A 23,654-nucleotide genomic window follows, 5' to 3' on the forward strand; every position below is an offset into this window, starting at 1 on the left:
GGGGGTGGGATCACCGCCGGCGGTGTAGCTGCAGGCGCGAGGCTGTTCTCTGCAGGCACAAGCTTGGTAAGTGCTGGCCTTAAGTTATATGATGGAAACTATCGAGGTGCGGCAGCTTCGGGCATAGGCGCCTTAGTAGGGGGCGGAGCCGAGGCTGGCACGCGTATTTTGCTAAAGCTAAATGGAGCTACGGATCGCTTTGCCGGAGTAGCTGCTGAGGGATATGGGCTTGCCACATCTTACGGCACCGAATCCGGTGTTTGCGGGGTACGGTGATGCAACAGCTTATTTCATTTGCAGGACTATCGGTGCTGATATTTATCGCCTTAAAGTTACTTTACTGGATAAACGCGCAGATATTTCTTTCTTTTGTTCATAGATTTATTGGGAAAGAATTCTGGAAATTTACTCTCTTAGAAGTGGGAAGCGCTGCCATCATGTCGCTCTCATTTTCCTATTCTCTCGTATATAAGGCCGATGGAACTATATTTCCTTTGGTCTTCATTGCCTCCGGCCTTGCTTACCTTCTATACATGGCCATTCGCGTTTGGGCTCTTTCAGAACGAAGGAAGTAGTTTTGACAGTTTATCATTATTAGTTTAAGATTTTGTTTTCGAGATATGAATTATTATATTTATTGGATCTTATTTTTATTATCGGCCGCTGGAATATCATACTTCTCGAGCGATAACTGGATTTCTAAGGTTGTAGTTTTTACGATTATGACCGCACCTTTGATTATATGGTATTTCAAAATGAAATCATGAATGTTATCTTTTATTTTCTGAGGTATATGAAAATATTTAAATTTTTTCTATCAATCCTATTGATTTCGGTTAGCTTTTTGCATGGTTCGGCCGTGGCCCAGGAACTTTCAACCGATCCTCAAGGCTCGGGTGTGATTTTGGGTGCTGCGCACTGGATACAGGGCACATTGCTGGGGTCTGTAGCAACGGTCGTTGCGGTTATTGCGGTTGGGGTGGTCGGCCTGCTCATGCTGAGTGGCCGAATCAACTGGCGTTATGGCGCGGTGGTGATCTTGGGTTGCTTCATCCTGTTCGGGGCGGCGAGCATTGTCGCGGGCATTCAATCGACCGTCTCCTTGTCTGCGGGACAGTAAAGCATGGAGGCGCTGGACCGGGATCGGCTCTTCGTTGCTCTGACTCGCCCGCAGATGTTCGCGGGCGTCACCTATAGCTATTTCGTCGTCAATTTCGTATTGTCGGCTGAATTATTCCTTATCTTCCGCTCATTCTGGGTGATCTTGCCCGCACTTCTCATCCATGGCGGAGGCGTACTGCTCTGTCTGCGCGAGCCACTTATCGTCGATCTTTGGCTAGTTCGCGCGAGCAGATGCGGACGTGTCCCTAATCATAGTCTGTGGCGATGCAATTCCTACCGGCCCTGACCAGAGATCGGCGCGTCATTGATCGCGAGAAGACAGCGGGCGCGCATCTCCCCTTTGCCCGTCATGTCAATGATCATACGCTAGAAACGCGCGACGGCCTGCTGATGCAGTGCCTGCATCTGCGCGGCTTCCTATTTGAGACCGCCGATACCAGCGAGTTGAACTATCGCAAGAACTTGCGCGATGCGATGTTGCAGGCGATCGGATCGTCGCGCTTTGCGCTCTATCACCATGTCGTGAGGAGACGCGTCGATCCGGCACTCTCCGCAACATTTCCGGATGATTTCTCACATAATCTCGATGCTCGCTGGAAAAGCCGCCTCGATACAAAACAGCTTTACGTGAACGATCTCTATCTGACCGTGATCCGCAGACCCCTGCAGGGACGGATCGGAATCATGGATCGCCTCGGGCGCTGGCTGGGGCGGATCGGCGAACAGGACGCCGCGTTCGTGGCGGCAGAGCTGCGTCATTTGAATGCTGGCCGCGAAGCGCTGATGGCGGCGTTGGGGAGCTATGAACCGCATCTGCTGGGTGTGTATGAAACTCCCAGCGGAATTTGTTCCCAGCCTATCGAATTTCTCTCGCGACTCTACAATGGCGACGATCGTCCGGCACTGCTCCCGCATCAGGACATTGGCGATTATATCCCGGTCCGTCGGGTGAGTTTCGGGCAAAATGCAATTGAACATGGCGCGAATGGGCTGCTGCCGCGCAGCTATTCGGCGATTGTCTCAGTCAAAGACTATGCGGGACAAACCGCACCCGGTATGTTCGACGAACTGCTGCGCCTTCCGTTCGAGATGACACTTACCCAATCCTTTGCCTTTGTCGAACGGCAGGCGGCGTTGGGACGGATGAACCTCGCAATCCGGCGGATGCGCTCAGCGGAGGACGAGGCCGTGAGCCTGCGCGACGAACTCTTGCTTGCCAAAGATGAGACGGCGGCGGGCCGAGCGGGGTATGGCGAACATCATATGACAGTCGCGGTGCATGGCAGTGGCTTACGCGATATCGACCGGGCGGTGGCGGACGTCACTGCCTCGCTCGCCGATCTCGGCACCATCGGGGTGCGCGAGGATATTGCGCTGGAACCTGCCTTCTGGGCCCAGTTCCCGGGGAACTTCGGTTATATCGCGCGACGCGGGCTTGTCTCGACAACCAATTTCGCTGGCCTTGCGAGTGCGCACAACTTCGCGGTCGGCCAGATGGACGGCAATCATTGGGGGGAGGCGGTGACGCTCCTCGAAACCACGGCGGCAGGACCCTATTTCTTCAACTTCCATAAGGGCGATCTTGGCAACTTCACGGTGATTGGGCCTTCGGGCACGGGAAAGACCGTGATCCTCAATTTTCTGCTCGCTCAGGCGCGCAAGTTTAACCCGCGCATTATCTTTTTCGACAAGGATCGGGGTGCGGAACTGTTTATCCGCGCGATCGGCGGGCGCTATGACCGGCTGCATCCCGAGGTCAGCTCCGGCCTTAATCCGCTTCAATTGGACGACACGCCCCCCAACCGCCAGTTTCTGATCGACTGGGTGGCTTTGCTTGCTGGAGGCGCCAGCGTCGAGGAACTTGCCGAGATCAAGGATGCAATCTACGCCAATTATGCACAGCCACAAGAGCATCGGCGACTGCGCCATCTGGTGGAGCTATTTCGGGGCGGCGCGCGTCCGACCAGCAACGATTTATGGTCGCGCTTGAAGCCCTGGTGGGGGACAGGCGAGCGCGCCTGGCTGTTCGATAACGCGGAAGATCTGACCGATCTCGATGCCCGTGCCGTCGGCTTCGACATGACTGCGATCCTCGACGATTCTGTCGCCCGCACGCCCGCGATGATGGTGCTGTTCCACCGCGTCGAGGAACGGCTTGATGGGAGCCCTGCCATTATAGTCGTCGACGAAGGCTGGAAAGCGCTTGACGATGATATATTCGTGCGCCGGATCAAGGACTGGCAGAAGACGATCCGCAAGAGGAACGGTATTGTGGGTTTTGCTACCCAGAGCGCGCGCGATGCGCTCGACAGCAAAATATCGAGTGCGATCATCGAACAGGCCGCCACGCAATTGTTCATGGTGAACCCTAAGGCACAGGCCGAGGACTATATCGAGGGCTTCGGTCTAACCACGCACGAGCTTGATCTCATTCGTACATTGCCCGACAGCGCGCATTGTTTCTTGATCAAGCATGGCAATGAGAGTGTTGTCGCAAGGCTCGATCTTTCCGGCGAGAAAGACCTCCTCACCATCCTCTCGGGCCGTGAGCGCACGGTGCGCATATTGGACGCTCTGCGCGCGCAGCATGGCGACGATCCGGAGAGTTGGATGCCCAATCTGCTGGAGCACGCCTGATGTCGGCCTGCCTTCCGATTTCCACCGGTCCTAGCTTTCTAACTTCGGTCCTCACTCATATGGATTGTCAGGCGCAGTCCATCGGCGCGTCGGGCTATCAGGCATTGGCCAATAGCGGCTCGCCAGTATCAATGGCCCTGACGGGGCTGCTGACACTGTTTATCGCAATCTGGGGTATCAGGCTGCTGATGGGCCAAATTCCCGATGGAGGCGCGCTCATTGCCTTCGCCCTCAAGATCGGCATCGTGCTAATGTTGGCGTCAAGCTGGGCTGCCTATCGCGTTATAGCCTATGACATCGTCTTTCATGGGCCTGCGGAGATAGCGGGCTCGATTGGCGGTGCTACTGATCTTGCGGCAAGCGATGGTCTTGTCATCGGCCTGCAGGGCGTAGATGATGGCATGCTGGCCTTTACCGCGCTCGGTACGGGTCGGTTCGATCTTGGAGTCAATCCCAATAGTGGCGCGGAAGGGGCATTGCCGCTGGCCCGCACGGTCATCAGCGACGATCTTGCCTTTGGCATGGGACGCTTGGCCTTTCTCGTTTCCACTGCCGGCATGCTGTCATTGCTGTGGCTCTCAGCGGGACTGTTGCTGGCGCTTGCGCCCCTGTTCGCCGGACTGCTGCTGTTCGAGGGAACACGCGGTGCCTTCTTCGGGTGGGTCCGGGCCCTGGCTGCAACTGCACTTGGCGCGCTCAGCATCTATGTGCTGCTTGGCGTAGAGATCAGCATGCTAGAACCGTGGCTGGCCAATATTCTCGCGCTTAGGCAGGTAAAGATCGCTACTCCGGCGGCACCAGTGGAGTTGCTGGTGGTGACGCTCACCTTCGCGCTCATGTCCATTGGTTCCGCAGCACTGTGTGGAAAAATCGCCTTTGCCCTGCATATTCCGGGCTTCCTGCCAGACCGCTGGCGTTCGCTACCATCGTCCTTCTATTCCACCTCAACCACCCCCACACCCAGAACGCTCCATGAAGCGTCCGTCGTCTCGCGCGCTATGATCATTTCCGAAGCTGTTGCTTCAACACAGCGCCGTGAAACGCTGATGACGAGCCGCAGGTCTTCGCTTGGGGCATGGGGGCCATCTTCCGTGACCTCCTCCTCTACCAGCTCAGGGGGGGTCAATGAAGGGGCAGGGCCAACTTCGCAGACATATCATCCGATCCGGCGGAGAATTTCCATCACTACTTTGGAACGGCGGCAACGTCCATGACCCCCAAAAATCGAGCAGCACTGGAAACCTATTACAAGGATGCGGCGACATGGGCCGACGATAGGCGGCAATCGCTTGCATCCTCGCGCCGCGTTGCATGGATCGTGGCGATTATTGCCATTGTCATCGCCCTGGCAGAAGCTTTTGCGCTGATCCTCCTTGTGCCGCTAAAACGGGAAGTGCCCTATACGTTGCTTGTCGATCGCCAGACAGGAAATGTGCAGAAGCTCGACCCGCTCGATGCGAACCGGATCGCACCCGACGCCGCGCTCACCCAAAGTTTTCTCGTGCAATATGTGCTGGCGCGTGAAAATTTCGATTTTGGCACCGTTAAAGGCGACTATAGGAAGGCATGGGCCTGGTCGGCCGACAGCGCGCGCAACGATTATACGGCTTATATGCAGGTCACCAATCCCGCCAGCCCGCTGCTGACCGTGCCACGCGGGAGCAGCGTCGAGGCGCAGGTGCGCTCGATCTCGCCTCTAGGGGCTGGCTCGGCGCTGGTGCGTTTCGAGACTGTCCGCCGCGACAACAAGGGAAGTGAGCAAGAGCGGCGCAACTGGGTGGCGATGATCACCTATCGCTATTCCCATGGGCCGATGTCAATGGAGGAGCGGTTCATCAATCCCCTGGGCTTTCAAGTGACGCGCTATAAGCGCAGCCCCGAAGCACCGCCGCAATCGGTTGAAGTTCCGCTCGAAACACGGCAAGCTGAAAGTGCCGGCGCGGTTACTCCTACCAGACAGGGGCAATAAACCATGTACTGGCGGTTGGGCACTTTACTGATCGGATTGTTGGCAGTGCCCCTGGCCGGGCAGGTCAGTCCGATACCCGGTTCGGGCGATCCACGATTGCAGACGATCGTTTATGATCCCGAGCAGGTCGTCCAGCTTCCCGTAGCATCGGGCTATCAGCTGATGGTGAGTTTTGCTACCGGCGAGCGCATCGAAACCATCGCGGTGGGCGATAGCACGTCGTGGCAGATTACCGCCAACAGGCGGGGCGATTATCTCTTCATCAAGAATATTGTGCCCGCGCCTGCCACCAATATGACCATAGTCACCGATGCACGGGTTTATAATTTCGAGCTGATGCTTTCCTCCGCAACGGAGGGAGAAACGCCCTTTACCGTCCGCTTTGTCTATCCCGATCCGCCACCACCTGCCGAGCCACTGCTGGAAACGCCCGTCCGTTATAAATATCGTATCGGTGGTGCACGGCAGATCAGACCTACCTCCATCGTTCAGGATGGAGGTAGACTTTTCCTTAATTGGCCTGAGACATCGCCTCTGCCCGCCATGTACCGCATTGACGACGATGGTGCGGAAAGCCTCGTCAACAGCGAAATGCAGGATGGTTACTTCGTGATTGAGGGAACGCCAAAGAAACTCATCTTCCGCCTCGATAGCCTGACAGCCAACGCCAGTCGCTCGCGTATCAGAGGCAAGCGATGACACAAACAGCAGAGCAGGACCAGGGCGAAGCGGTGGACATTCGTCCGCTGGTTGCACGGGACACAGGCAACAGGCCTTTGTGGATCGGCATGGCGGTTATTTTAGGCCTGGGACTATTATTGTTCCTCATGCTGGAGACGAGAAGGCAAGACCTTTCAGCTCCCGCCGTCAAAGCTCGGCTGGATGATCTCGCCTGGACATCGGCGGTCAAACCGCCACCGCTCTATATTCCTCCCGACTCCGTAATCCCGCTCCCAGCTCCTGAAGTCATTACCATCAGAGAAAACATACCGGAGACGCCAGCCCCTGCTCCTGTGTCTCCTGCGCCGTCCGCACTCCCCGCTGCCGTCACGCAGCTTGAGAGTGTTATATCCAATCCTGCACCTATGCCGCCTACGCCGCAGGCAAATAGCAGTCCGTTGCTTGTGCTCGACGCCAGTATGACTGAACCCGATGGGCCGCCTAATACCAATGGTGGGGCACCTGCGGTTGCAAGCCGCGCGCGGGCATCGCGTCTGCGTAATCGCGCGACGGTCGTCCCGCAGGGCACATTGATCGCGGCCGTGCTTGAAACCGCACTCGATTCAACGCAGCCGGGTCAAGCGCGGGCACTCGTGTCATCCGACGTCGTCAATCTGCGCGGCGATCGTATACTTATTCCACGCGGTAGCCGCCTGTTTGGAGAATATAAGGGCGATATTGCACCAGGGCAGAAGCGCGCCTTTGTACAATGGACTCGTTTGGTGCGGCCCGACGGCGTTACTATCGCGATCGATTCCCCCGCCGCCGATCAATTGGGCCGCGCCGGGATTAAGGGTCGCGTTAACAGCCACTTTTTTGAACGCTTGACCGGGGCGTTGCTGCAATCGACGATCGATATCGGAACGATCGTCGCCTCGGGCAAAATCTATGATGGCGGCGACTCGGTATTTATCTCGGTTCCCGGCAGCGTGCAGGGCGCAACCTCGCAGATCATGGGACCTGCCCCCAAGCCGACATTGAAAGTGCGTCAGGGCAGACGAATCTCTGTATTCGTGATGCGCGATCTTGATTTTACATCGGTGGAAGCCGGTCGATGAACGCGAGCCTTGCCAGTCGCCCTGTATATCTCTCCCATTATCTCCAGCTGTTTGAGCCTTATCTCCAGCGCAGCGACGTCACTGACATATATGTCAACCGGCCTCAGGAAGTCTGGCTCGAAACACAAGGTGGCGCGATCGAGCGCCATGAGGTGGAGCCGCTTGACGCGGCGCTGCTGGACCGCTTTGCGCGTCAGGTGGCGGCGCAAGCCCACCAGGGCATCAATCGCGAGCATCCGCTGCTTTCAGCATCGCTGCCCGATGGTTCGCGTATCCAGATCATCGTGCCCCCGGCGACCCGCGGGGCATTGGCGCTTGCGATCCGCAAGCATCAGGCGCTCGATCTAAGACTGGAAGATTATAACGCCGCTTATGCATTCGATGCGGTGCATCGTCGAGATGATGGACAGAATATCGACGCGGTGCTGTGCCGGCTACGCGACGAAGGGAAGTTCACTCACCTGCTGCGTGAAGCCGTTAGGGCACGGAAAAATATACTCGTTTCAGGTGGAACCTCGACCGGCAAGACCACTTTCCTCAATACCCTCATCCGGGAAATTCCGGAAGACGAACGTCTGATCCTGATCGAGGACGCACCTGAAATCGCGCTTCATCACACCAACGCCATTGGTCTCATCGCTGCGCGCAGTTCGTTGGGGGAATCCGCCATGACCGCCGACGATCTCTTGAACGCTTCGCTACGGATGCGTCCTGATCGTATCATCCTCGGCGAATTACGCGGCCCGGAAGCCTTCACCTTCCTGCGCGCGATCAATACGGGGCATCCTGGCTCGATGACAACGATCCATGCCGATAGCCCCGCGCGCGCCATCGAGCAGATCGCGCTCCTTGTCTTGCAAACAGGTACACAACTCACTCATGACGATATCGTCCGCTATGTGCGGTCGACCGTCGATATCTTCGTGCAACTGGGACGCAGCGGCGGACGCCGTCATGTTCTCGACATCGGGGTCAAGGAAGATTTGTCATGAGCTTCGGCTTCTTCGCTTCTGTCGGTGCACGCGCATCCTCGCTTATCGACCCCCTAGGATCGAGCGCGATCCTTGCTGCGACGCAATGGATGTCAGGTACGTTGTTGGGGTCGCTCGCCACCACGATCGCGGTGATCGCGATTGGCTGGGTCGGCCTGATGATGCTATCTGGCCGCATCGATCTGAGGCGTGGCCTGACGGTCGTTCTCGGCTGCTTCATCCTGTTCGGTGCGCCGACCATTGCAAAGGGATTGCGCGGGTTTGGAAACGGTGCTGTGGACGAAGCGAGCAATAATAGTAGCCTCGGACCTGTTCCTTCCCCAATAAAGCCTGTACCACCACCGTCTCTGGCGAATTCTTATGATCCCTATGCCGGGGCTTCGCTAACACCATAAACAGCCTGTTCCAAGGAAACTTGCTCGGCGAAATTTCGCCGTTTAGGTTGGGATCATCGATCTCACAGGCGACCATGTGTTCTCGGATGGCGCCCCCTGGACAGGACGAATTTCTGTCGCTCAGACTGTCATGGCGCTACCGTATATCTGTGTCCCAATAATGCACTGAGGCCTTTGTCGTCATTCAGCCCTCGATTTTCGATCCCCGGGTGCCGACCGTCCGCTTTCCTGCCTGAACGCGCGAGGCATGGACGATTGGAGATTGTCAGTTCCCGGTCGCGCCTTCGAGATAGCACAAATGGGCGCGCCTTCGCATTTCGCCTCGGTTATAAGGAATGGCGTGGCTACGCGCACGAATTTTCCAGATATAACTTGCAATACGCAAATATTACTACCATAAATCCGTTGTTGCTAACGGGGACGCTGCTCCATGGATATTCGCCGTACCATTCTAAATACCGTTCCGAAGGAACTGTGGATCGACCTTGAGGACCGTCACCGCGCCGAGGCGTTCAAGGCGCACGAAGTCGTGAAGACGAACATTCCGCTGAACGTCAAGCGCAGCCGCGAGGTTGAGGGGCAAATCCGGTTCCGCCTGCAGGAACAGGGCTATGAAGAGGTGGTGCAGCTTCACGGCGGCCATCTTGTTGAGGACGGCATCATGCCGGGCACCGATTTGCGCGTCTATCAGCCCTTCGCCCGCTTCCAAGGTCCGGAAATCGGCGTCATCCTCGGCTTCGCCGCGATGCCGGAGCCGCGCAAGATGCCCGCAAAGAACATGTCACGCGCTGCCGGCGTGTCGTTGAACTGGCATCTCCAGCCGAGCATGTTCGACGATCCCAACAGCGTGCGCGCAAACGATATTTTCGTACTCTTTCTTACCGCCCGCGATCGCAACAAGGCCGGGATGATCGAGGAAATCGCGGTCGGCGTCATCGGCGCCGACTACAAGGACTTCCTGTTCTACGAATCGCTCGAAGACTTCCTGCGCGGTTACGGCGAAGGCAGCGACGCGCCGGATGGTCCCGATGATTCCGACGACCGCGGCGCCGAGGTCAAGCTCCGCAAAACTCGCAAGCTGTTCTTGCCTCCCGAGAATCGCCCGGATAGCGACGTCGAGGACGGCTCGAACGAATAAGTCGGTCGCGCTGACAGACGCAGATTTCTCCGCTTCGCACCCCAAAAGGGTGCGAAGCCGTAAGGATTCCGGCCATGAGAATTGGTACTCCAGGATTCATTCCGGCGAGGCTAACTGAGATCCGCCATGCGCGGCGCATCCCTTCTCGCGCTGCGCTGGCCCGGCGACTCACTTCAAGCGCCAGCACGGTGTCGCGATGGGAAGACGAGGACTCAGACCAGACCCCAGACCCGGCCACACTTCTTCAGCTTGCTGGCGAGATGCAGGTTCGTCCGGAATATTTTCTTCGCGATACCTACGAGAGCGATCGGCCGACCTTTTTGCGTTCGCTGTCGAGCACCCTTGTTCGCGACCTGGCGTATCAGAAGGCTCAGATGCAGTGGCTGCATGAAGCCAGCTACATCATCAGCCATTATGTCGACCTGCCTGAGGTCAATATTCCCGATGTCCTTGCAGGTGCTGATTATACTCAGCTGCGCGACGAGGACATCGAGCAGATCGCGCTTGACCTGCGGCGGCATTGGAACCTCGGCGAAGGGCCCAGCGGCGACATGGTCGCCTTAATGGAGCGCATCGGCATCGTTGTCGCAACCATCCCGATGAACACGACTAAGCTGGATGGCCTCTGTAGCTGGTCGCCGATCGACGGGCGGCCGCATGTTCTGCTCGCCACCGACAAGATGTCCTTTCCTCGTAGGCAGATGGATGCTGCTCACGAATTGGCGCATGCCATTCTCCATAGGGCGGTGCCGGCCGAGGAGTTCGAAGCCAATCTTCGCGTTATCGAGCGTCAGGCCTTTCGGCTCGGCAGCGCTTTCCTCATGCCGTCGACGAGCTATCCGCATGAGGTTCGCCGTTGCTCGCTTGCGGTGCTGGCGAGCCTCAAGGAGAGGTGGCGGGTTTCGATCAAGGCGCAAATCAAACGCCTTTCCGACCTCGACATCATTCCTGAAGATTTGTCGCGGCAGCTCTACAAACTCTATTCGGCCAAAGGCTGGTCGAAGGGCGAGCCGCTGGATCAGCACTGGCCCGTCCAGCCGCCGCGAGCTCTTCGCGATAGCCTCAACCTGATTGTCGACAATGGCGTGCGCAGCAAAGCGGACCTGCTCGCGACCGAGTTCACGATCTCGGCAACCGATGTCGAATTGCTTTGCGGTCTGTCGTCGGGCTGGTTCGAGCGCGATGCGGCTGAGGTCGTGACGCTGAAGCCCGCCACGTCGAAGGGCGAGGCATCACCGCAAGGCGAAGGTCATGTCATCGCCTTTCCGGACCGTCATCGCCGTTGACGCGGAAACGAGCATCCAGCATTCAGGTTTTATAGGCGAAAGGTTCCGTTTCGAATTACCGATCTGTAGCATTCCGAACGGAGGCATCTGGCGAGAACAGACAACCTTGGTGCTACAATCGAATGGCTGCTTGTATGTGCCGTTCAAGGTAGCGATCGGAAAAGCGGTTCTGGACTATAGCGACATCGTGCCACGCCTGTACGAAGGTAGAGGTCGGCTGCCTAGCCTTGTCAGGTTCAGGTGATCGCTTTACGCTACGCTTAGGTTTCACGCGAATATGGCGTCCACATCCAGCTTTCTGCTATACTGTTCCGATGACGAAATGGATTTTCAAGACAAAGAGCAAGGGCGACGTCGAGATCGAGTGGACATACGACGACGAGGCGTTCGTCCGCACCACCGGCTCCCCGCCCGAACTGATCGGCAGCATGACCTTCATGCACATCGAGGGGGCGGGGCATCAGGACGACGACCACTTCTTGGTCACTAACATGTATCTCGACGGCCCGAACGGGACCGGGGCATATTTGAAGCAGGGTATCGGGCGCGAGATCATCAGGTGCATGAGCCTGCCGGTGACCTTCCATGCCGACGATGGCAACCGGCAGGATGACGGCGGACACCTGACCGGCGACGGTCCGGCATTCGCCACCAAGATGGTCAAGGAAGGTCTCGCCTTCTGGGAAGAGGGAGAAGCATAAGCCTTCTCACGCAATCCAGGCACGGACCCACCGCGAAGCAGGGGTATGAGGTCGTGAAGCCGCCCATCCGCCCGGAGCATGAGGTGTTCGACGATGCATGCATCTGGGTCAGGACCGCACGACAAAGGTGCAACTGAGGATAGACAGCTCGCCTGCAATCACCAACGGTCATGTTTATGATTGGCATTGGCGCGGTCGCCTCGATCCCGCTATTCCGGCGCAATCGCTGATCCGGCCGTTTCCCGGAAGTTCGCAGCTGGAGTAGGTCGGTTCATGCAACTCGCGCTCGTCGGTTCTGAGCGGCTCGAAGCCTTCCCCGGCGGGCGTGGGCAGTGCCCGACCTGCAGCGCGGTGATGGTCGCCAAATGTGGGCCGCGCATTCTCCATCATTGGGCACACGCGGGCCGGCGGGATTGTGACCCATGGTGGGAGAATGAAACCGAATGGCACCGCGAATGGAAGAACCTCTTTCCGGAGGACTGCAGGGAGATTTCCCATACCGCGCCGGACGGCGAGATTCACCGCGCCGACATCATGACGCCGACCGGCATTTATATCGAGGTCCAACATTCGGCGATGTCCGACGCCGAACGGATCTCGCGCGAGGCGTTCTACAAGAACCTTGTATGGGTGATCGACGGGCGAGGTTTTCGGGACAATTTCGATATCTACCATCGGCTGCCCGACCCGAGGTCGGAGATCGCGCGGGATATCGTGTGGTCGAAGGCGACCCGTCCGATGCAGGGTGCGGCGGGTGGGCTGTTCTTCCGGCTGGCCGAGATGCAGCGTGACTATCCCGAGCGGACGATAACAAAGGCGACGCTAAGTTTCGGGCGGATTTACAGCCTTCGCGACATTCAGGCCGACGTCGAAGACTCCTATTGCGGCCATCACCAATATGACTGGGTCCGGCCGCGCCGGACCTGGCTGGACGCCACTTGTCCGGTCTTCATCGACTTCGGCGGCGAGTTTCTTTTGAAGCTCGAGATTTACGATGAGTCCAACCTGCCGTGCGTCCGCTATGTGCCTAAGACGACGTTTCTGTACGAGGTCATGGTCGAGACAGACGCGCGGGCGATCACGTCGCATGTTTTCCGCCGGACGACTGCTGACGCGGGCAGATACGAGCGAGGGGGCTGAGGCTACAGCCGGAATGACGGGGTGACATGTGCGAGCGCGCTTTAGCAATCTGACGCTGGATATCCCACTATGCAGGACGGTAGGGAACGCCGATTCGTTTCGGTGCAGAGGCCCGGCGAACGAGCGTTCGCTCGACAAATCGGCGGGCGGCGCCATCGCTCTCGAACGACAGGCTTAAGCCTGTTCCCGATGTCCCGACCCGGCCCCAGCTAAGCTCGACAATCCAGTGCCCGAACAAGTCATGCGTCACGCTGACCCTGTATGCGCGCGCCACATTTTGGGTTTCGTTGATGGCCCTGAGATCGCAGCGCCAATCGCGTAACTGGGTGGGCAAATTCGTTATCATAGCCGCCACTAGAGCAGCCTACGCGCCTTGGGGTCCAATCGATCTTCTGAATCAGTGCAGCATCCGTGAGTCAGTGCTTCACTCAATTTTCCTGAGCTTCAGCAGAAGATGCTATTAGGAACGGAACGAGCAAGTTGTTAAGAATTCCTGTTTTCTAGTCGCTGGAAGCGAACGCTGGGGGAGCGAGCTATGGGACGTTGGACGGCCGAGCATTCACGCTTCTTGAAGTCTCACGGATTTAACGATCCAAGATCATGGGCACTCAATGCTACTGGACTTACCAGGCGCGAATATCAGGCTGCCCTTAGTCGGGATGGCAAGCTATTCGCCTACGGCCTTCCGCCCTGCAAGAATGGCCATACTATGCGGACTGTTGGTGGTTGCCCGCAATGCAATACGCAGTACCTGTCGTATGTCCGCCACAACGTTTCGCCTGGCTATGTCTATATTGCTCGATCGAACAGTACGAGGCTTGTCAAAGTGGGCCTATCCGCGGACTTCGATAACCGCCTGTATATTGCCAATCTGGAGGGATACGCAGACATCTGGGACTGGATCGTGAGAGATTTTCGCTACGTCCAGGAAATGGGCCGGGTGGAGGCAGGGGTAAAGCGTGCTCTGGCCTCCTATGGCGTCAATCGAGTTTGGATCCGTAACGGCAAAATCACGACTGCCAAGGAGGTGTTCTCCTGCACCCTCAAACTTGCGCGCGAGGCTCTGCATCGAGAAGTGGCGCGAATGTGAATCGTCCGCGAATTGGGCAGGATGTGCTCACGCCCATAAGGCCAAGAAATGCAGGTCAGCCTAGCGCAAGGCGCTGCGCGCTGATTTGGAACCAGACGACCGGTGCCCAGCAGATGAAAGCAACCGCATAAAAGGCGGGTGTCATCGTGGCCGCTTACCTCATGCTACTGCGCTTGCGGTTATGCCGCTACACAGCGTAGTGTCGCATTTGAGAGACAAGCAGGCATTTATGAACGCAGTAGAAATTGAACAGGCCATTTCCGATCTGGCAGCGTTGCCATTCGATCGGGCTGAATTCGCGTTCGCTTTCCTCGAGGCGTTCGGCAACAAGGCAACTACGCTGAAGAAGCTGCGCTCGGGGGCGTCCAATGCGTCGGATGTCCCTGGCGGCGTGCTTCAGCGCAGCAATATCCACATCGCGACCTGCGATAGCGGCGTCGTCGATGACACGCTGAAAGCCCTGCGCGACAGCCCGAAAACCGCTGCCGCCAAGGCAAAGTTCATCCTCGCCACCGATGGCGACCAGTTCCAGGCGGAAGACCTTGCCAGCGGCGAGACGGTGTCCTGCACCTATGCCGAATTCCCCGATCACTTCGGCGTGTTCCTGCCGCTAGCGGGCATCACCACCGTCAAGCAGATCCGCGAAAGCACCTTCGACATCCGGGCGACGAGCCGCCTGAACAAACTTTATGTCGAGCTGCTGAAGGACAATCCCGACTGGGCAAGCGCCGAGCGGCGTCCGGACATGAACCATTTCATGGCCCGGCTGATCTTCTGCTTCTTTGCCGAGGATACCGACATCTTCCATGGCGAAGGCCTGTTCAGCAAGACGGTCGAGCAGATCAGCGCCCGCGATTCATCGGATACGGCGCATGTGATCAGCGAAATATTTCGCGCCATGGATACCAAGCTCGACGATCGTGCCGGTGCCAATATCCCGCGCTATGCGTGTGGCTTTCCCTATGTGAACGGCCAGCTGTTCTCCGGCAGCACGGAAACGCCTCGCTTTACCCGCATCGCCCGATCCTATCTGGTCCATATCGGCAATCTGAACTGGAAGAAGATCAACCCCGACATCTTCGGCAGCATGATCCAGGCAGTGGCCGACGACGAGGAGCGCGGCGCTCTCGGCATGCATTACACCAGCGTGCCCAACATCCTGAAGGTGTTGAACCCGCTGTTCCTCAATGATCTGCGCGCCAGTCTTGACGAGGCGGGCGACAATGGCCGGAAGCTGCTGAACCTGCGCCAACGCATGGCGAAGATCAGGGTGTTCGATCCGGCCTGCGGATCGGGCAATTTCCTTGTCATCGCCTACAAGCAGATTCGCGAGATCGAGGCGGAGATCAATCGGCGCCGCGGCGAGCCGGACCGGCGCAGCGACATTCCCCTCACCAATTACCGGGGCATCGAACTGCGCGACTTCCCGGCGGAGATCGCGCGCCTTGCCCTGATCATCGCCGAATTTCAGTGTGACGTGACCTATCGTGGGCAACAAGAGGCGTTGCTCGAATTCCTGCCGCTCGACAGCCAGAACTGGATCACTTGTGGAAATGCGCTGCAATACGATTGGTTGTATTTGTGTCCACCGACCGGCACGGGCGTGAAGTTGCAGGCCGACGACCTTTTCAAGACTGACCTGCAACAAGCAGAGATCGACTTCGAGAACGAAGGGGGCGAAACTTACATCTGCGGCAATCCGCCCTATCTCGGCTCCACTTTGCAGTCCGACGAGCAAAAGGCCGATCTTCAGGCAATTTTCAGCCATCGCACCAACAACTGGAAGTCTCTAGACTACGTTGCCGGTTGGTTCATGAAAGCCGCTGATTACGGAATGCGGACGAACGCTGCCGCCGCTTTCGTTTCAACCAATAGCATTTGCCAGGGCCAGCAGGTGCCGATCCTATGGCCTCTGATTTTCGCGACCGGGCATGAGATCGCTTTCGCTCATACCAGTTTCAAGTGGGCCAATCTTGCCAGTTTCAATGCCGGTGTCACCGTCGCGATCATTTCGATTGCCATCGACGTGCCCAGCTCACGGCAGCTGTTTTCGGAATCCGACATCGGCGAGCCGATTATGCAGCAAGTCTCACATATCAACGCCTATCTCGTAGCTGGGCCAAACATCATCGTCCATTCCCGTAATTCGCCGCCAGACGGACGACAGGAAATCGACGCTGGCGGCAAACCTGTCGAGGGTGGACACCTGTTGCTCACTGTCCACGAGCGCGACCAGTTGCTGAGAGAGGTGCCTATGGCCTCTCGGTTCCTGAAGCGTGTCTTCGGCGCGAACGAACACAACAAGGGAATCGTCAGGTATGCGCTGTGGATTGGCGACGACGGCGCACCAATTGCTGAGCAGGATGAACGGCTAAAACGCAGGCTGGATGGCGTCCGCGAGATGCGATTGGCCAGCCCAAAGCCTGCGACTAGGGCGAGCGCAGGTCGACCCCACAGGTTTCAGGAAGTGAAACAAACGGGTGTTGAGAGGGTAACCCTCGTTCCTGTGCTGACCTCGGAAAAGCGGCAGTTTATTCCGGTTGGCTTGGAACCTTCGGGCACAATCATCACGAACCTTTCATTCGCGCAGTTGGACGGCCCAATCTCGGACATCGCGATTCTGAACTCTCGACTGCACTTCATTTGGATCGCAACGGTCTGCGGGAAGTTTAAGACAGACTACCGCTATTCCAACACTATGGGCTGGAATACCTTTCCTATCCCGAAGCTCACCGAGCAAAACAAAGCTGACCTAATGCGCTGCGCCGAGGACATTCTGCTCGCTCGCGAGGCGCATTTTCCGGCGACCATCGCTGACCTATATGAGGTTAAGGACGGCGAAAATAAAATGCCCGAAAACCTCCGCCACGCGCATGAGCGCAACGATGAGGTCCTGGAACGGATCTACATCGGCCGCCGGTTCAAGAACGATACCGAGCGCCTGGAAAAGCTGTTTGAGCTCTACGCCAGGATGACCGGAGCCAGGGCTGCGGCTTGATGGCGCATTCCTTGACTCGCTTACATCCAAAGCGCATATATCTCAAATGAGATACAGGAGGCAGTGATGAACGCCCAGAGTTCAATGCTCCACATCCGACTGGATAATGAGCTCAAAGCCAAGGCGACCGAGGCGCTGGCGGCGATGGGCCTGACCGCGTCCGATGCCGTTCGGCTGCTGTTTCACCGCATCGCCGCTGACCAGGCGTTCCCTCTCGAACTCAAGGTGCCCAATGCGGAGACCCGCGCAGCACTCGCGGAGGCCGAGCAGATGAAGGCAGCGCGCACTGCCCGCTTCGCCAATCCCGACGAGATGTTTGCAGCGCTCGATGGCAAAGCCGAGTAAGCGCGCGGCCATTCCGCGTGCCGTCGACTATACGCAGGCATTCCATAAAGACTGGGAGCGGCTGTCCCGCTCTGGACGGTATGACATGGGCAAGCTGAAGGAGGCGATGCTGCTGCTGATCGCCAATGACGCCCCGCTCGGTCCCGAATGGAAGGACCACGCGCTGAAAGGAGAATGGCTCGGCAGCCGCGAATGCCATGTAGGCGGCGACTTCTTGCTAATCTACAACCTCGACGAAACCATCGGCAAAAGCGGTACGATCTATTTTGTTCGGGCCGGCACCCATAGCGAACTGTTCAAGTGATGAGTTCTGACATGACCGACTCCGCCAAGATCATTCCCGCAATCTCGTTCGCTGTCGCTCCCCCTGGAGCTTCCGCCAAATCGAATGAATTCGGCATGCGCCCGATGCAGGCGCTGGCCTATGACAAGCGCGGTGAGCAGTATCTGCTAATCAAATCTCCGCCGGCGTCGGGCAAGTCGCGCGCGCTCATGTTCATCGCGCTCGACAAGCTGGCCAACCAGGGCGTGAAGCAGGCCATCATCTGCGTGCCCGAACGATCAATCGGTGCCAGCTTCAACAGCGAGCCGCTGAGCAAGCATGGCTTCTTCGCCGACTGGGACGTCGCCCCACAATGGAACCTCTGCAACACGCCAGGTGCGGATGATCCCAAAGTCGCGAAATCGAAGGTGAAGGCTGTCGGTGAATTTCTCGCCAGTGACAGCAAGGTTCTGGTCTGCACCCACGCGACCTTCCGCTTCGCCTTTGACGAGCTCGGCGTGGAGGCCTTCGACGACAGGCTGATTGCGATCGATGAATTCCATCATGTCTCGGCCGACGCGGGCAACCGTCTTGGCGCCCAGCTTGCCCAGCTGATCGCACGGGACAAGGCGCATATCGTCGCGATGACCGGGAGCTATTTCCGCGGTGACGCAATCCCCGTGCTGGCGCCGGACGACGAAGCGAAGTTTGAGACCGTTACCTACACCTACTACCAACAGCTCAATGGCTACGAGCATCTAAAGGTGCTCGACATCGGCTATAGTTTCTACACCGGCCCCTATACCGACAAGATTTCGGCGCTGCTCGACCCGACGGTCAAGACGATCGTCCACATACCCTCGGTCAATTCGCGGGAAAGCCTCAAGGACAAGCACCGCGAGGCCGAGGACATCATGAACCACCTTGGCGAATGGGTGGGGGTCGATGACGCAACCGGCTTCCACCTCATTCGAACGGCAGCAGGCAGCATCGTTCGGGTCGCCGATCTGGTCGATGATGACCCGGCGAAACGCAATCGCGTTATTGGTGCGCTCAAAAGCCCGCAGGCGCGCAGCGATCGCGATTTTGTCGACATCATCATTGCGCTGGGCATGGCCAAGGAAGGCTTCGACTGGATCTGGTGCGAACATGCGCTGACGGTCGGCTATCGCTCGAGCTTGACCGAGATCATCCAGATCATCGGCCGCGCCACGCGCGATGCGCCGGGTAAAACCCGGACCCGCTTTACCAATCTGATCGCGGAACCCGCCGCCGATGATCCACTCGTCGTCGAGGCCATCAACGATTATCTCAAGGCGATCGCGGCCAGCCTGCTGATGGAGCAGGTGCTGGCGCCGCGCTTCGATTTTACTCCGAAGGATGCCGGCGAAAAGCCGGGCTTCGACTATGGTCCGGACGGCTATCAGGAAGGCGCCACCAACGTCGGGATCAATGAGCAGGGGCAGATGCACTTCGAGATCAAGGGCCTGAAATTGCCCAAGAGCATCGAGGCAACCCGCATTTGTCGCGAGGATCTGAACGAGGTGATAGCCGCGTTTGTCCAGGACAAGTCAGCCGTCGAGCGCGGGATGTTCGATCCCGAAGTCGTACCCGAAGAACTGACGCAACTGCGGATGGGCAAGATCGTCCGCGAGAAATATCCAGATCTTGCCGAGGAGGACCAGGAGGCGGTGCGCCAGCACGCGATCGCCGCGCTGACAGTCACTCAACAGGCAAAGGCCGCGCTCGGAGGCGAAGATCTCGACGAACTGGGCAAAGCCAGTACCGCCTTCATCGACGGCGTGCGCAAGTTCGCGCTGAGTGTGACGGAGCTAGACATCGACCTGATCGATCGGATCAACCCCTTCAGCGCGACCTATGCAGTGCTCGCCAAGGCGATGGACGAAAAGACGCTGCTGCAAGTGCAGGCGGTCATCAACGCGAAGAAGGACAAGCTGACCTACGACGACGCCCGTGCGCTGGCCGAACGGGCGCTCGAGTTCAAGCGGGAGCGCGGTCGGCTGCCATCGCTGACGTCTCAGGATGCCTGGGAGCGCAAAATGGCCGAAGGCGTCGCCTTCTTGCAGCGCCATGCGACGAAGACTGCAGCCGATGGCTGAGCTTTCTGATCTTGAGCTCCTGGCCGAGCTTGGCATTGATACCGCGCTGCAAAGCAAGCGCGCCCTGACGCCGCGCGATGAACGCATCATCGCCGGGTTCGAAGACATTCAGCGCTTCGTTGCCGAACATGGCAGGCTACCTCAGCATGGAGAGCATTGCGACATTTTCGAACGGCTTTACGCCGTCCGTCTGGATCGCCTGCGCGCCCAACCCGATTGCTGTGAACTTCTGGCGAACCTGGACACCGGCGGGCTTCTGGGCACGTCTTCGGGAGATGCGCCCACGACTCTCGCCGATGATGAACTGCTTCAGCAACTCGGCATTGCTGCCGATCCCGCTTCCGACATCACCCAGCTCAAGCATGTCGTTTCTCGCGCTGAAAAGCGGGCTGCGGAAGAAATCGCCAACCGCGAGAAGTGCGAAGATTTCGGCGAGTTTGCGAGGCTTTTCGAGCAAGTGCGGGTCGACCTCGCGGCCGGCGTGCGCGAAACCAAGCCAATCGTGCAGACCGAGATCACGCTCGCGGAAATTCAGCCGGGTAGTTTCTACATTGTTGGTGGCCAATTGGCCTATATCGCTGGCGCCACCGATGAATTCGTCACCCAATATGAGCGCAAGGATCGTCGAGTTCGCGTGATCTATGACAATGCGACCGAAAGCAGCGTCCTGTCGCGCTCCTTTCAGAAGGCTCTCTACCGAGACGATACTGCACGGCGCATCACCGAACCAGGCGCTGGCCCGCTCTTCGGCAGTATCGCTGAGCCCGACGACCTTGAGAGCGGCACGATCTATGTCCTGCGCAGCAAATCCGCGCACCCCTATGTCGCGGAACGGCGCGATCTGATTCACAAGATCGGCGTCACTGGTCAGCCGGTCGAAACTCGGATCGCCAATGCGCGCAACGACCCGACATTTCTTTTGGCCGACGTGGAGATTGTCGCCACCTATCGGCTGTACAATATCAACAAGACCAAGCTTGAAAATCTGATCCATCGCGCTCTGGCACCGGCAAGGCTCGATCTATCTGCGGGTGACCGCTTCGGCAAAGCCGTTCAGCCCCGAGAATGGTTCCTTGTCCCCTTGTCAGCCATTGATGAATTGGTGAACAAGATCAGCGACGGTACGATCATTGAATATCAATACGATCCTGATCGGGCAGGGTTCGCACGCTCTTCCGCCTGACTTTCAGGTGCCATCTGGCGAATTAGCCGCCTTTAATTCAATCTATCTGACTATTCAGGAACCGGCGCCGCGCGACTTTGGGAGCGCGGCGCCTCGCCGCTCCCGATCCCGAGGCGTAGGGAAGGGGACGGCTTGCGCCGCCCCCAGCCCTTCATACCATTTCATCGGCATCCTCATCGGCCTCGTTCCTCTCCACCATGCCATTATCGCCTTCCGGCATTTCGGCCTTAGCAAAAGCTCCGATCCGCATCGGCTCCGGGAGCCACTTGCCGGGGAGACGGCCCGACACATTGACGGCAAGGTCAGCCTTCTTCTTGATGGTCGCGCAATTTTCAGCGCTGGCATCACCAGTTTCCTGACGCAAAAGAGTAATCAGCGAAGCCCGCTTCATACGGTCGAACACCGCGATAGGAGCTGACCAGCGATCAGCAATCTCGACCTCGCTCGCCTTGGCGATCTGCTCGAACTGGTGGTGCCGATCCGAAGGCGAACCGCCCGCGAACACCGTGCCGTCGACCATCATGGCGACCAAACCCGCCAGCAGGGCCATCTTATCGTCGGTCGTCATGGCCCGGATTGCTTCAAACCGTCCCTCGGTAGGCAGCGAAGCGAAGCGGGTTGCCATGACTTCCTCAACCGGACGAACATCGCTCGTCGCCATCATTTCATCGGGCACATCGGTCGCCACGGCCTCGGCCTTCAATTCCAGCGCTAAACGATAGCTGTGCGCGCCATGCAGCAATTGACCGGACAGCGAGTCCAAGAGAACATCGAGCGCCAGCACCGGATTGGCCGCAACGGCTTCCTGCACGATCTGCGTCTTGATCCGGGTCAGGTCCGCAATCAGGCTGTTGGGGTAGAGCGGGGCAGGGCCATCGCTCACGCTCGACACCTTGGATGCCCTCTCAGCCTTCGCACGATAGATGCGCTGGGCAACCGAACCGTCGCGAGAAATCCAAAGCGCAACGCCGCCCACCCCTTTCTGATCCGCATTGTAGGAGCGCAGCCCTTCAACGATGGCCTCTCTTTCCGCCGACAGCGGTTCGATGCGTTCGCTATCCTCGCCTTCGGCTTCGGCAATGGCCTCGATCTGGGTGTCCAGTTCGGCCATGCGCGCCGCTTCCGTTTCGCTGGGATCGCGCTCGCTGGGGTAGAGATAACCCTTCGCATACAGGTCATAGGGCTGGTCGAGCGCGGCGCTGACCTCATACCATCCTTCCAGACGATATTCGTCTGCCAGCGCATCCAGCTTGGCTTCGGCCAAATCCTGCACGATTTCCGGCTGATCGGCATAACCCTCGTCACCCTGCGAGAACAGGTCCGGGGTGATCGTCCCGCCCTGTGCAAGATAGGCATCGCGTCCAATGAACAGGAACGCGCCGCTCTGCGTTGTCACCTTCTCCTGTGTCAGCATCCGCCGAATGCCATGGGCTTGGCCGTTCGATGCCTTGAACACGCGAAGCTGCTCAGCATGGTCGTCAGATAGGGTGAGAGCCTTGGCCGCCTCGATGGTGAGTTCGTCCTTAGCGAGTATGTCGATCAGTTTGGGGTTGAGCGCGGAAAGGCGCAGCATCCGATAGACATAGCTGGTCGCATAGCCAAAGCGCGCGGCGATATCGGAAACGTCCATGCCGGTATCGCGCAGCGCGGCAAAGGCACGAATGCAATCAGCAGGGTGCATATCCTCACGGGCGACATTTTCGGCAAGGGAAAGCTCGATGGCTTCCTCCTTCGTCCGCACCTCGATGGGGAACGCATCGCTGTTCTTGATCGTCTTGCGCTTCACCAATTCCTTGAGGCCGCGATAGCGACGCCCACCGGCAAAGACCCAGAAAAGGTCATCTTCCTCGTAGGCGACGAGGTTCTGTAGCAGGCCGTGCGCGGCAATGTCGTCGGCCATCGCCTCAATCGCGGAAGGTTTCACGCGGCGGGTATTGAGGGGGGAAATGCGAAGCTGCGACAGCTTGACGGTAATGATAGCCATGATGTGATCTCCTGAATTCTGTGTCTTTGAAGGGGAAAGGGGAGGGTCAGCCCTCCAAGGCAGCCAGTTCATCAAACTCGGCTGATGCACGCTGCGCGCTGTCACCGGCGTATGTCGCTCCGGTGCGCGGGTAGAAGAAAACCCGGTCGCCTTGGCTGTAGGCGGTGCCATCCACGCTGATCCCGTCGCTCTTGGCGCGCTTCCAATAGGGATCGCCTCGATACCGTGTGTAAGACATTGTTTTCACCTCCTTTCCGGCTGAAAGCCGCTTGCTCTGCGGCAATGCGGCTTCTGCCTCTCCGGCGAGGAGCGGGATGGGGAGGGAGGGCAAAAATCGATCGCTGGCGCGGGCGGGCCGCCTAGCCTGGTCGCCGCCCACAAGGCGGCGGGCTACCCAGGGTTGGTGGACTACACGGGCGGTCTATTTTTGTTCGGGAACGAAAGGGCAGCAGCCCTTGGTGTTCCCCGCGCCAATGACCTTCCGGGGGAAGGGCTGCGGGGCCACGAGCTGCGC

Annotated in this window: 23 protein-coding genes; 20 read left to right on the plus strand and 3 right to left on the minus strand. The window is 58.2% G+C overall.

Features of this window, described 5'->3' with window-relative positions:
- The first annotated feature begins 275 nt into the window (after positions 1-275).
- From HNQ99_RS14190 to HNQ99_RS14255, 14 genes are all read left to right on the plus strand, one after another.
- The gene (locus HNQ99_RS14190) at positions 276-575 is read left to right on the plus strand and encodes a hypothetical protein (RefSeq protein WP_184476810.1); all 300 of its coding nucleotides are present in this window, start codon (positions 276-278) and stop codon (positions 573-575) included.
- 188 nt (positions 576-763) lie between these two features.
- A complete protein-coding gene (locus HNQ99_RS14195; RefSeq protein WP_246415006.1) occupies positions 764-1,120 on the plus strand; it encodes a TrbC/VirB2 family protein in 357 nt (118 codons plus the stop codon).
- A gap of 3 nt (positions 1,121-1,123) precedes the next feature.
- On the plus strand, positions 1,124-1,408 hold the full coding sequence (locus HNQ99_RS14200; protein WP_184476812.1) for a type IV secretion system protein VirB3: 285 nt from the start codon (positions 1,124-1,126) through the stop codon (positions 1,406-1,408).
- Entirely contained in the window at positions 1,387-3,759 is a 2,373-nt protein-coding gene (locus HNQ99_RS14205; protein ID WP_184476814.1) for a VirB4 family type IV secretion/conjugal transfer ATPase, read from the plus strand. Before HNQ99_RS14200 ends, HNQ99_RS14205 begins: the two co-directional genes overlap by 22 nt.
- The gene (locus HNQ99_RS14210) at positions 3,759-4,973 is read left to right on the plus strand and encodes a type IV secretion system protein (protein ID WP_184476816.1); all 1,215 of its coding nucleotides are present in this window, start codon (positions 3,759-3,761) and stop codon (positions 4,971-4,973) included. The genes HNQ99_RS14205 and HNQ99_RS14210 overlap by 1 nt, the downstream gene beginning before the upstream one ends.
- Positions 4,970-5,728, plus strand: a complete 759-nt coding sequence (locus tag HNQ99_RS14215; RefSeq protein ID WP_184476818.1) for a virB8 family protein — start codon at positions 4,970-4,972, stop codon at positions 5,726-5,728. Before HNQ99_RS14210 ends, HNQ99_RS14215 begins: the two co-directional genes overlap by 4 nt.
- Before the next feature lie 3 nt (positions 5,729-5,731).
- Positions 5,732-6,427: a TrbG/VirB9 family P-type conjugative transfer protein gene (locus tag HNQ99_RS14220; protein ID WP_184476820.1), complete on the plus strand. Its 696-nt coding sequence runs from the start codon at positions 5,732-5,734 to the stop codon at positions 6,425-6,427.
- A complete protein-coding gene (locus HNQ99_RS14225) occupies positions 6,424-7,506 on the plus strand; it encodes a TrbI/VirB10 family protein (protein ID WP_184476822.1) in 1,083 nt (360 codons plus the stop codon). The genes HNQ99_RS14220 and HNQ99_RS14225 overlap by 4 nt, the downstream gene beginning before the upstream one ends.
- A complete protein-coding gene (gene virB11, locus HNQ99_RS14230) occupies positions 7,503-8,498 on the plus strand; it encodes a P-type DNA transfer ATPase VirB11 (RefSeq protein WP_184476823.1) in 996 nt (331 codons plus the stop codon). The genes HNQ99_RS14225 and virB11 overlap by 4 nt, the downstream gene beginning before the upstream one ends.
- On the plus strand, positions 8,495-8,893 hold the full coding sequence (locus tag HNQ99_RS14235; RefSeq protein ID WP_184476825.1) for a TrbC/VirB2 family protein: 399 nt from the start codon (positions 8,495-8,497) through the stop codon (positions 8,891-8,893). The genes virB11 and HNQ99_RS14235 overlap by 4 nt, the downstream gene beginning before the upstream one ends.
- 430 nt (positions 8,894-9,323) lie before the next feature.
- Positions 9,324-10,031: a hypothetical protein gene (locus HNQ99_RS14240; protein ID WP_184476827.1), complete on the plus strand. Its 708-nt coding sequence runs from the start codon at positions 9,324-9,326 to the stop codon at positions 10,029-10,031.
- 74 nt (positions 10,032-10,105) lie between these two features.
- Positions 10,106-11,317 (plus strand): helix-turn-helix domain-containing protein, encoded by a 1,212-nt coding sequence (locus tag HNQ99_RS14245; protein ID WP_246415007.1) that lies wholly within the window; start codon positions 10,106-10,108, stop codon positions 11,315-11,317.
- 314 nt (positions 11,318-11,631) lie between these two features.
- Positions 11,632-12,018, plus strand: coding sequence for a hypothetical protein (locus HNQ99_RS14250; protein ID WP_184476829.1), 387 nt, complete (start codon positions 11,632-11,634; stop codon positions 12,016-12,018).
- Positions 12,019-12,291: 273 nt separating this feature from the next.
- Positions 12,292-13,158: a competence protein CoiA gene (locus HNQ99_RS14255; protein ID WP_184476831.1), complete on the plus strand. Its 867-nt coding sequence runs from the start codon at positions 12,292-12,294 to the stop codon at positions 13,156-13,158.
- A gap of 67 nt (positions 13,159-13,225) precedes the next feature.
- On the opposite strand, the gene HNQ99_RS14260 is transcribed toward HNQ99_RS14255, so the two are convergent.
- A complete protein-coding gene (locus HNQ99_RS14260) occupies positions 13,226-13,504 on the minus strand; it encodes a WGR domain-containing protein (protein WP_184476927.1) in 279 nt (92 codons plus the stop codon).
- Between the two features lie 363 nt (positions 13,505-13,867).
- On the opposite strand from HNQ99_RS14260, the gene HNQ99_RS14265 reads away from it, so the two are divergent.
- The 6 genes from HNQ99_RS14265 (at position 13,868) to HNQ99_RS14290 (ending at position 21,156) form a co-directional block, all read left to right on the plus strand.
- On the plus strand, positions 13,868-14,248 hold the full coding sequence (locus HNQ99_RS14265) for a GIY-YIG nuclease family protein (protein ID WP_184476833.1): 381 nt from the start codon (positions 13,868-13,870) through the stop codon (positions 14,246-14,248).
- Positions 14,249-14,477: 229 nt separating this feature from the next.
- On the plus strand, positions 14,478-17,246 hold the full coding sequence (locus tag HNQ99_RS14270) for a class I SAM-dependent DNA methyltransferase (RefSeq protein ID WP_184476835.1): 2,769 nt from the start codon (positions 14,478-14,480) through the stop codon (positions 17,244-17,246).
- A gap of 66 nt (positions 17,247-17,312) precedes the next feature.
- Positions 17,313-17,591 carry a type II toxin-antitoxin system RelB/DinJ family antitoxin gene (locus HNQ99_RS14275; protein ID WP_246415008.1) on the plus strand — a complete coding sequence of 93 codons (279 nt, stop codon included), beginning with the start codon at positions 17,313-17,315 and terminating at the stop codon, positions 17,589-17,591.
- Positions 17,575-17,895 carry a type II toxin-antitoxin system YafQ family toxin gene (locus tag HNQ99_RS14280; protein WP_184476837.1) on the plus strand — a complete coding sequence of 107 codons (321 nt, stop codon included), beginning with the start codon at positions 17,575-17,577 and terminating at the stop codon, positions 17,893-17,895. The genes HNQ99_RS14275 and HNQ99_RS14280 overlap by 17 nt, the downstream gene beginning before the upstream one ends.
- Before the next feature lie 11 nt (positions 17,896-17,906).
- Positions 17,907-19,973 carry a DEAD/DEAH box helicase gene (locus HNQ99_RS14285; protein ID WP_184476839.1) on the plus strand — a complete coding sequence of 689 codons (2,067 nt, stop codon included), beginning with the start codon at positions 17,907-17,909 and terminating at the stop codon, positions 19,971-19,973.
- Positions 19,966-21,156: a GIY-YIG nuclease family protein gene (locus HNQ99_RS14290; RefSeq protein ID WP_184476841.1), complete on the plus strand. Its 1,191-nt coding sequence runs from the start codon at positions 19,966-19,968 to the stop codon at positions 21,154-21,156. The genes HNQ99_RS14285 and HNQ99_RS14290 overlap by 8 nt, the downstream gene beginning before the upstream one ends.
- Before the next feature lie 151 nt (positions 21,157-21,307).
- Here the strand turns inward: HNQ99_RS14290 and HNQ99_RS14295 are convergent, their stop codons facing one another.
- Both HNQ99_RS14295 and HNQ99_RS14300 read right to left on the minus strand, forming a co-directional pair.
- Positions 21,308-23,140, minus strand: a complete 1,833-nt coding sequence (locus tag HNQ99_RS14295; RefSeq protein WP_184476843.1) for a ParB/RepB/Spo0J family partition protein — start codon at positions 23,138-23,140, stop codon at positions 21,308-21,310.
- 46 nt (positions 23,141-23,186) lie between these two features.
- Complete coding sequence (locus tag HNQ99_RS14300; RefSeq protein ID WP_184476845.1) at positions 23,187-23,378, minus strand: hypothetical protein; 192 nt, start codon at positions 23,376-23,378, stop codon at positions 23,187-23,189.
- Positions 23,379-23,654 lie beyond the last annotated feature (276 nt).

The sequence above is a fragment of the Rhizorhapis suberifaciens genome, from assembly GCF_014200045.1.
GTDB classification, from domain to species: domain Bacteria; phylum Pseudomonadota; class Alphaproteobacteria; order Sphingomonadales; family Sphingomonadaceae; genus Rhizorhapis; species Rhizorhapis suberifaciens.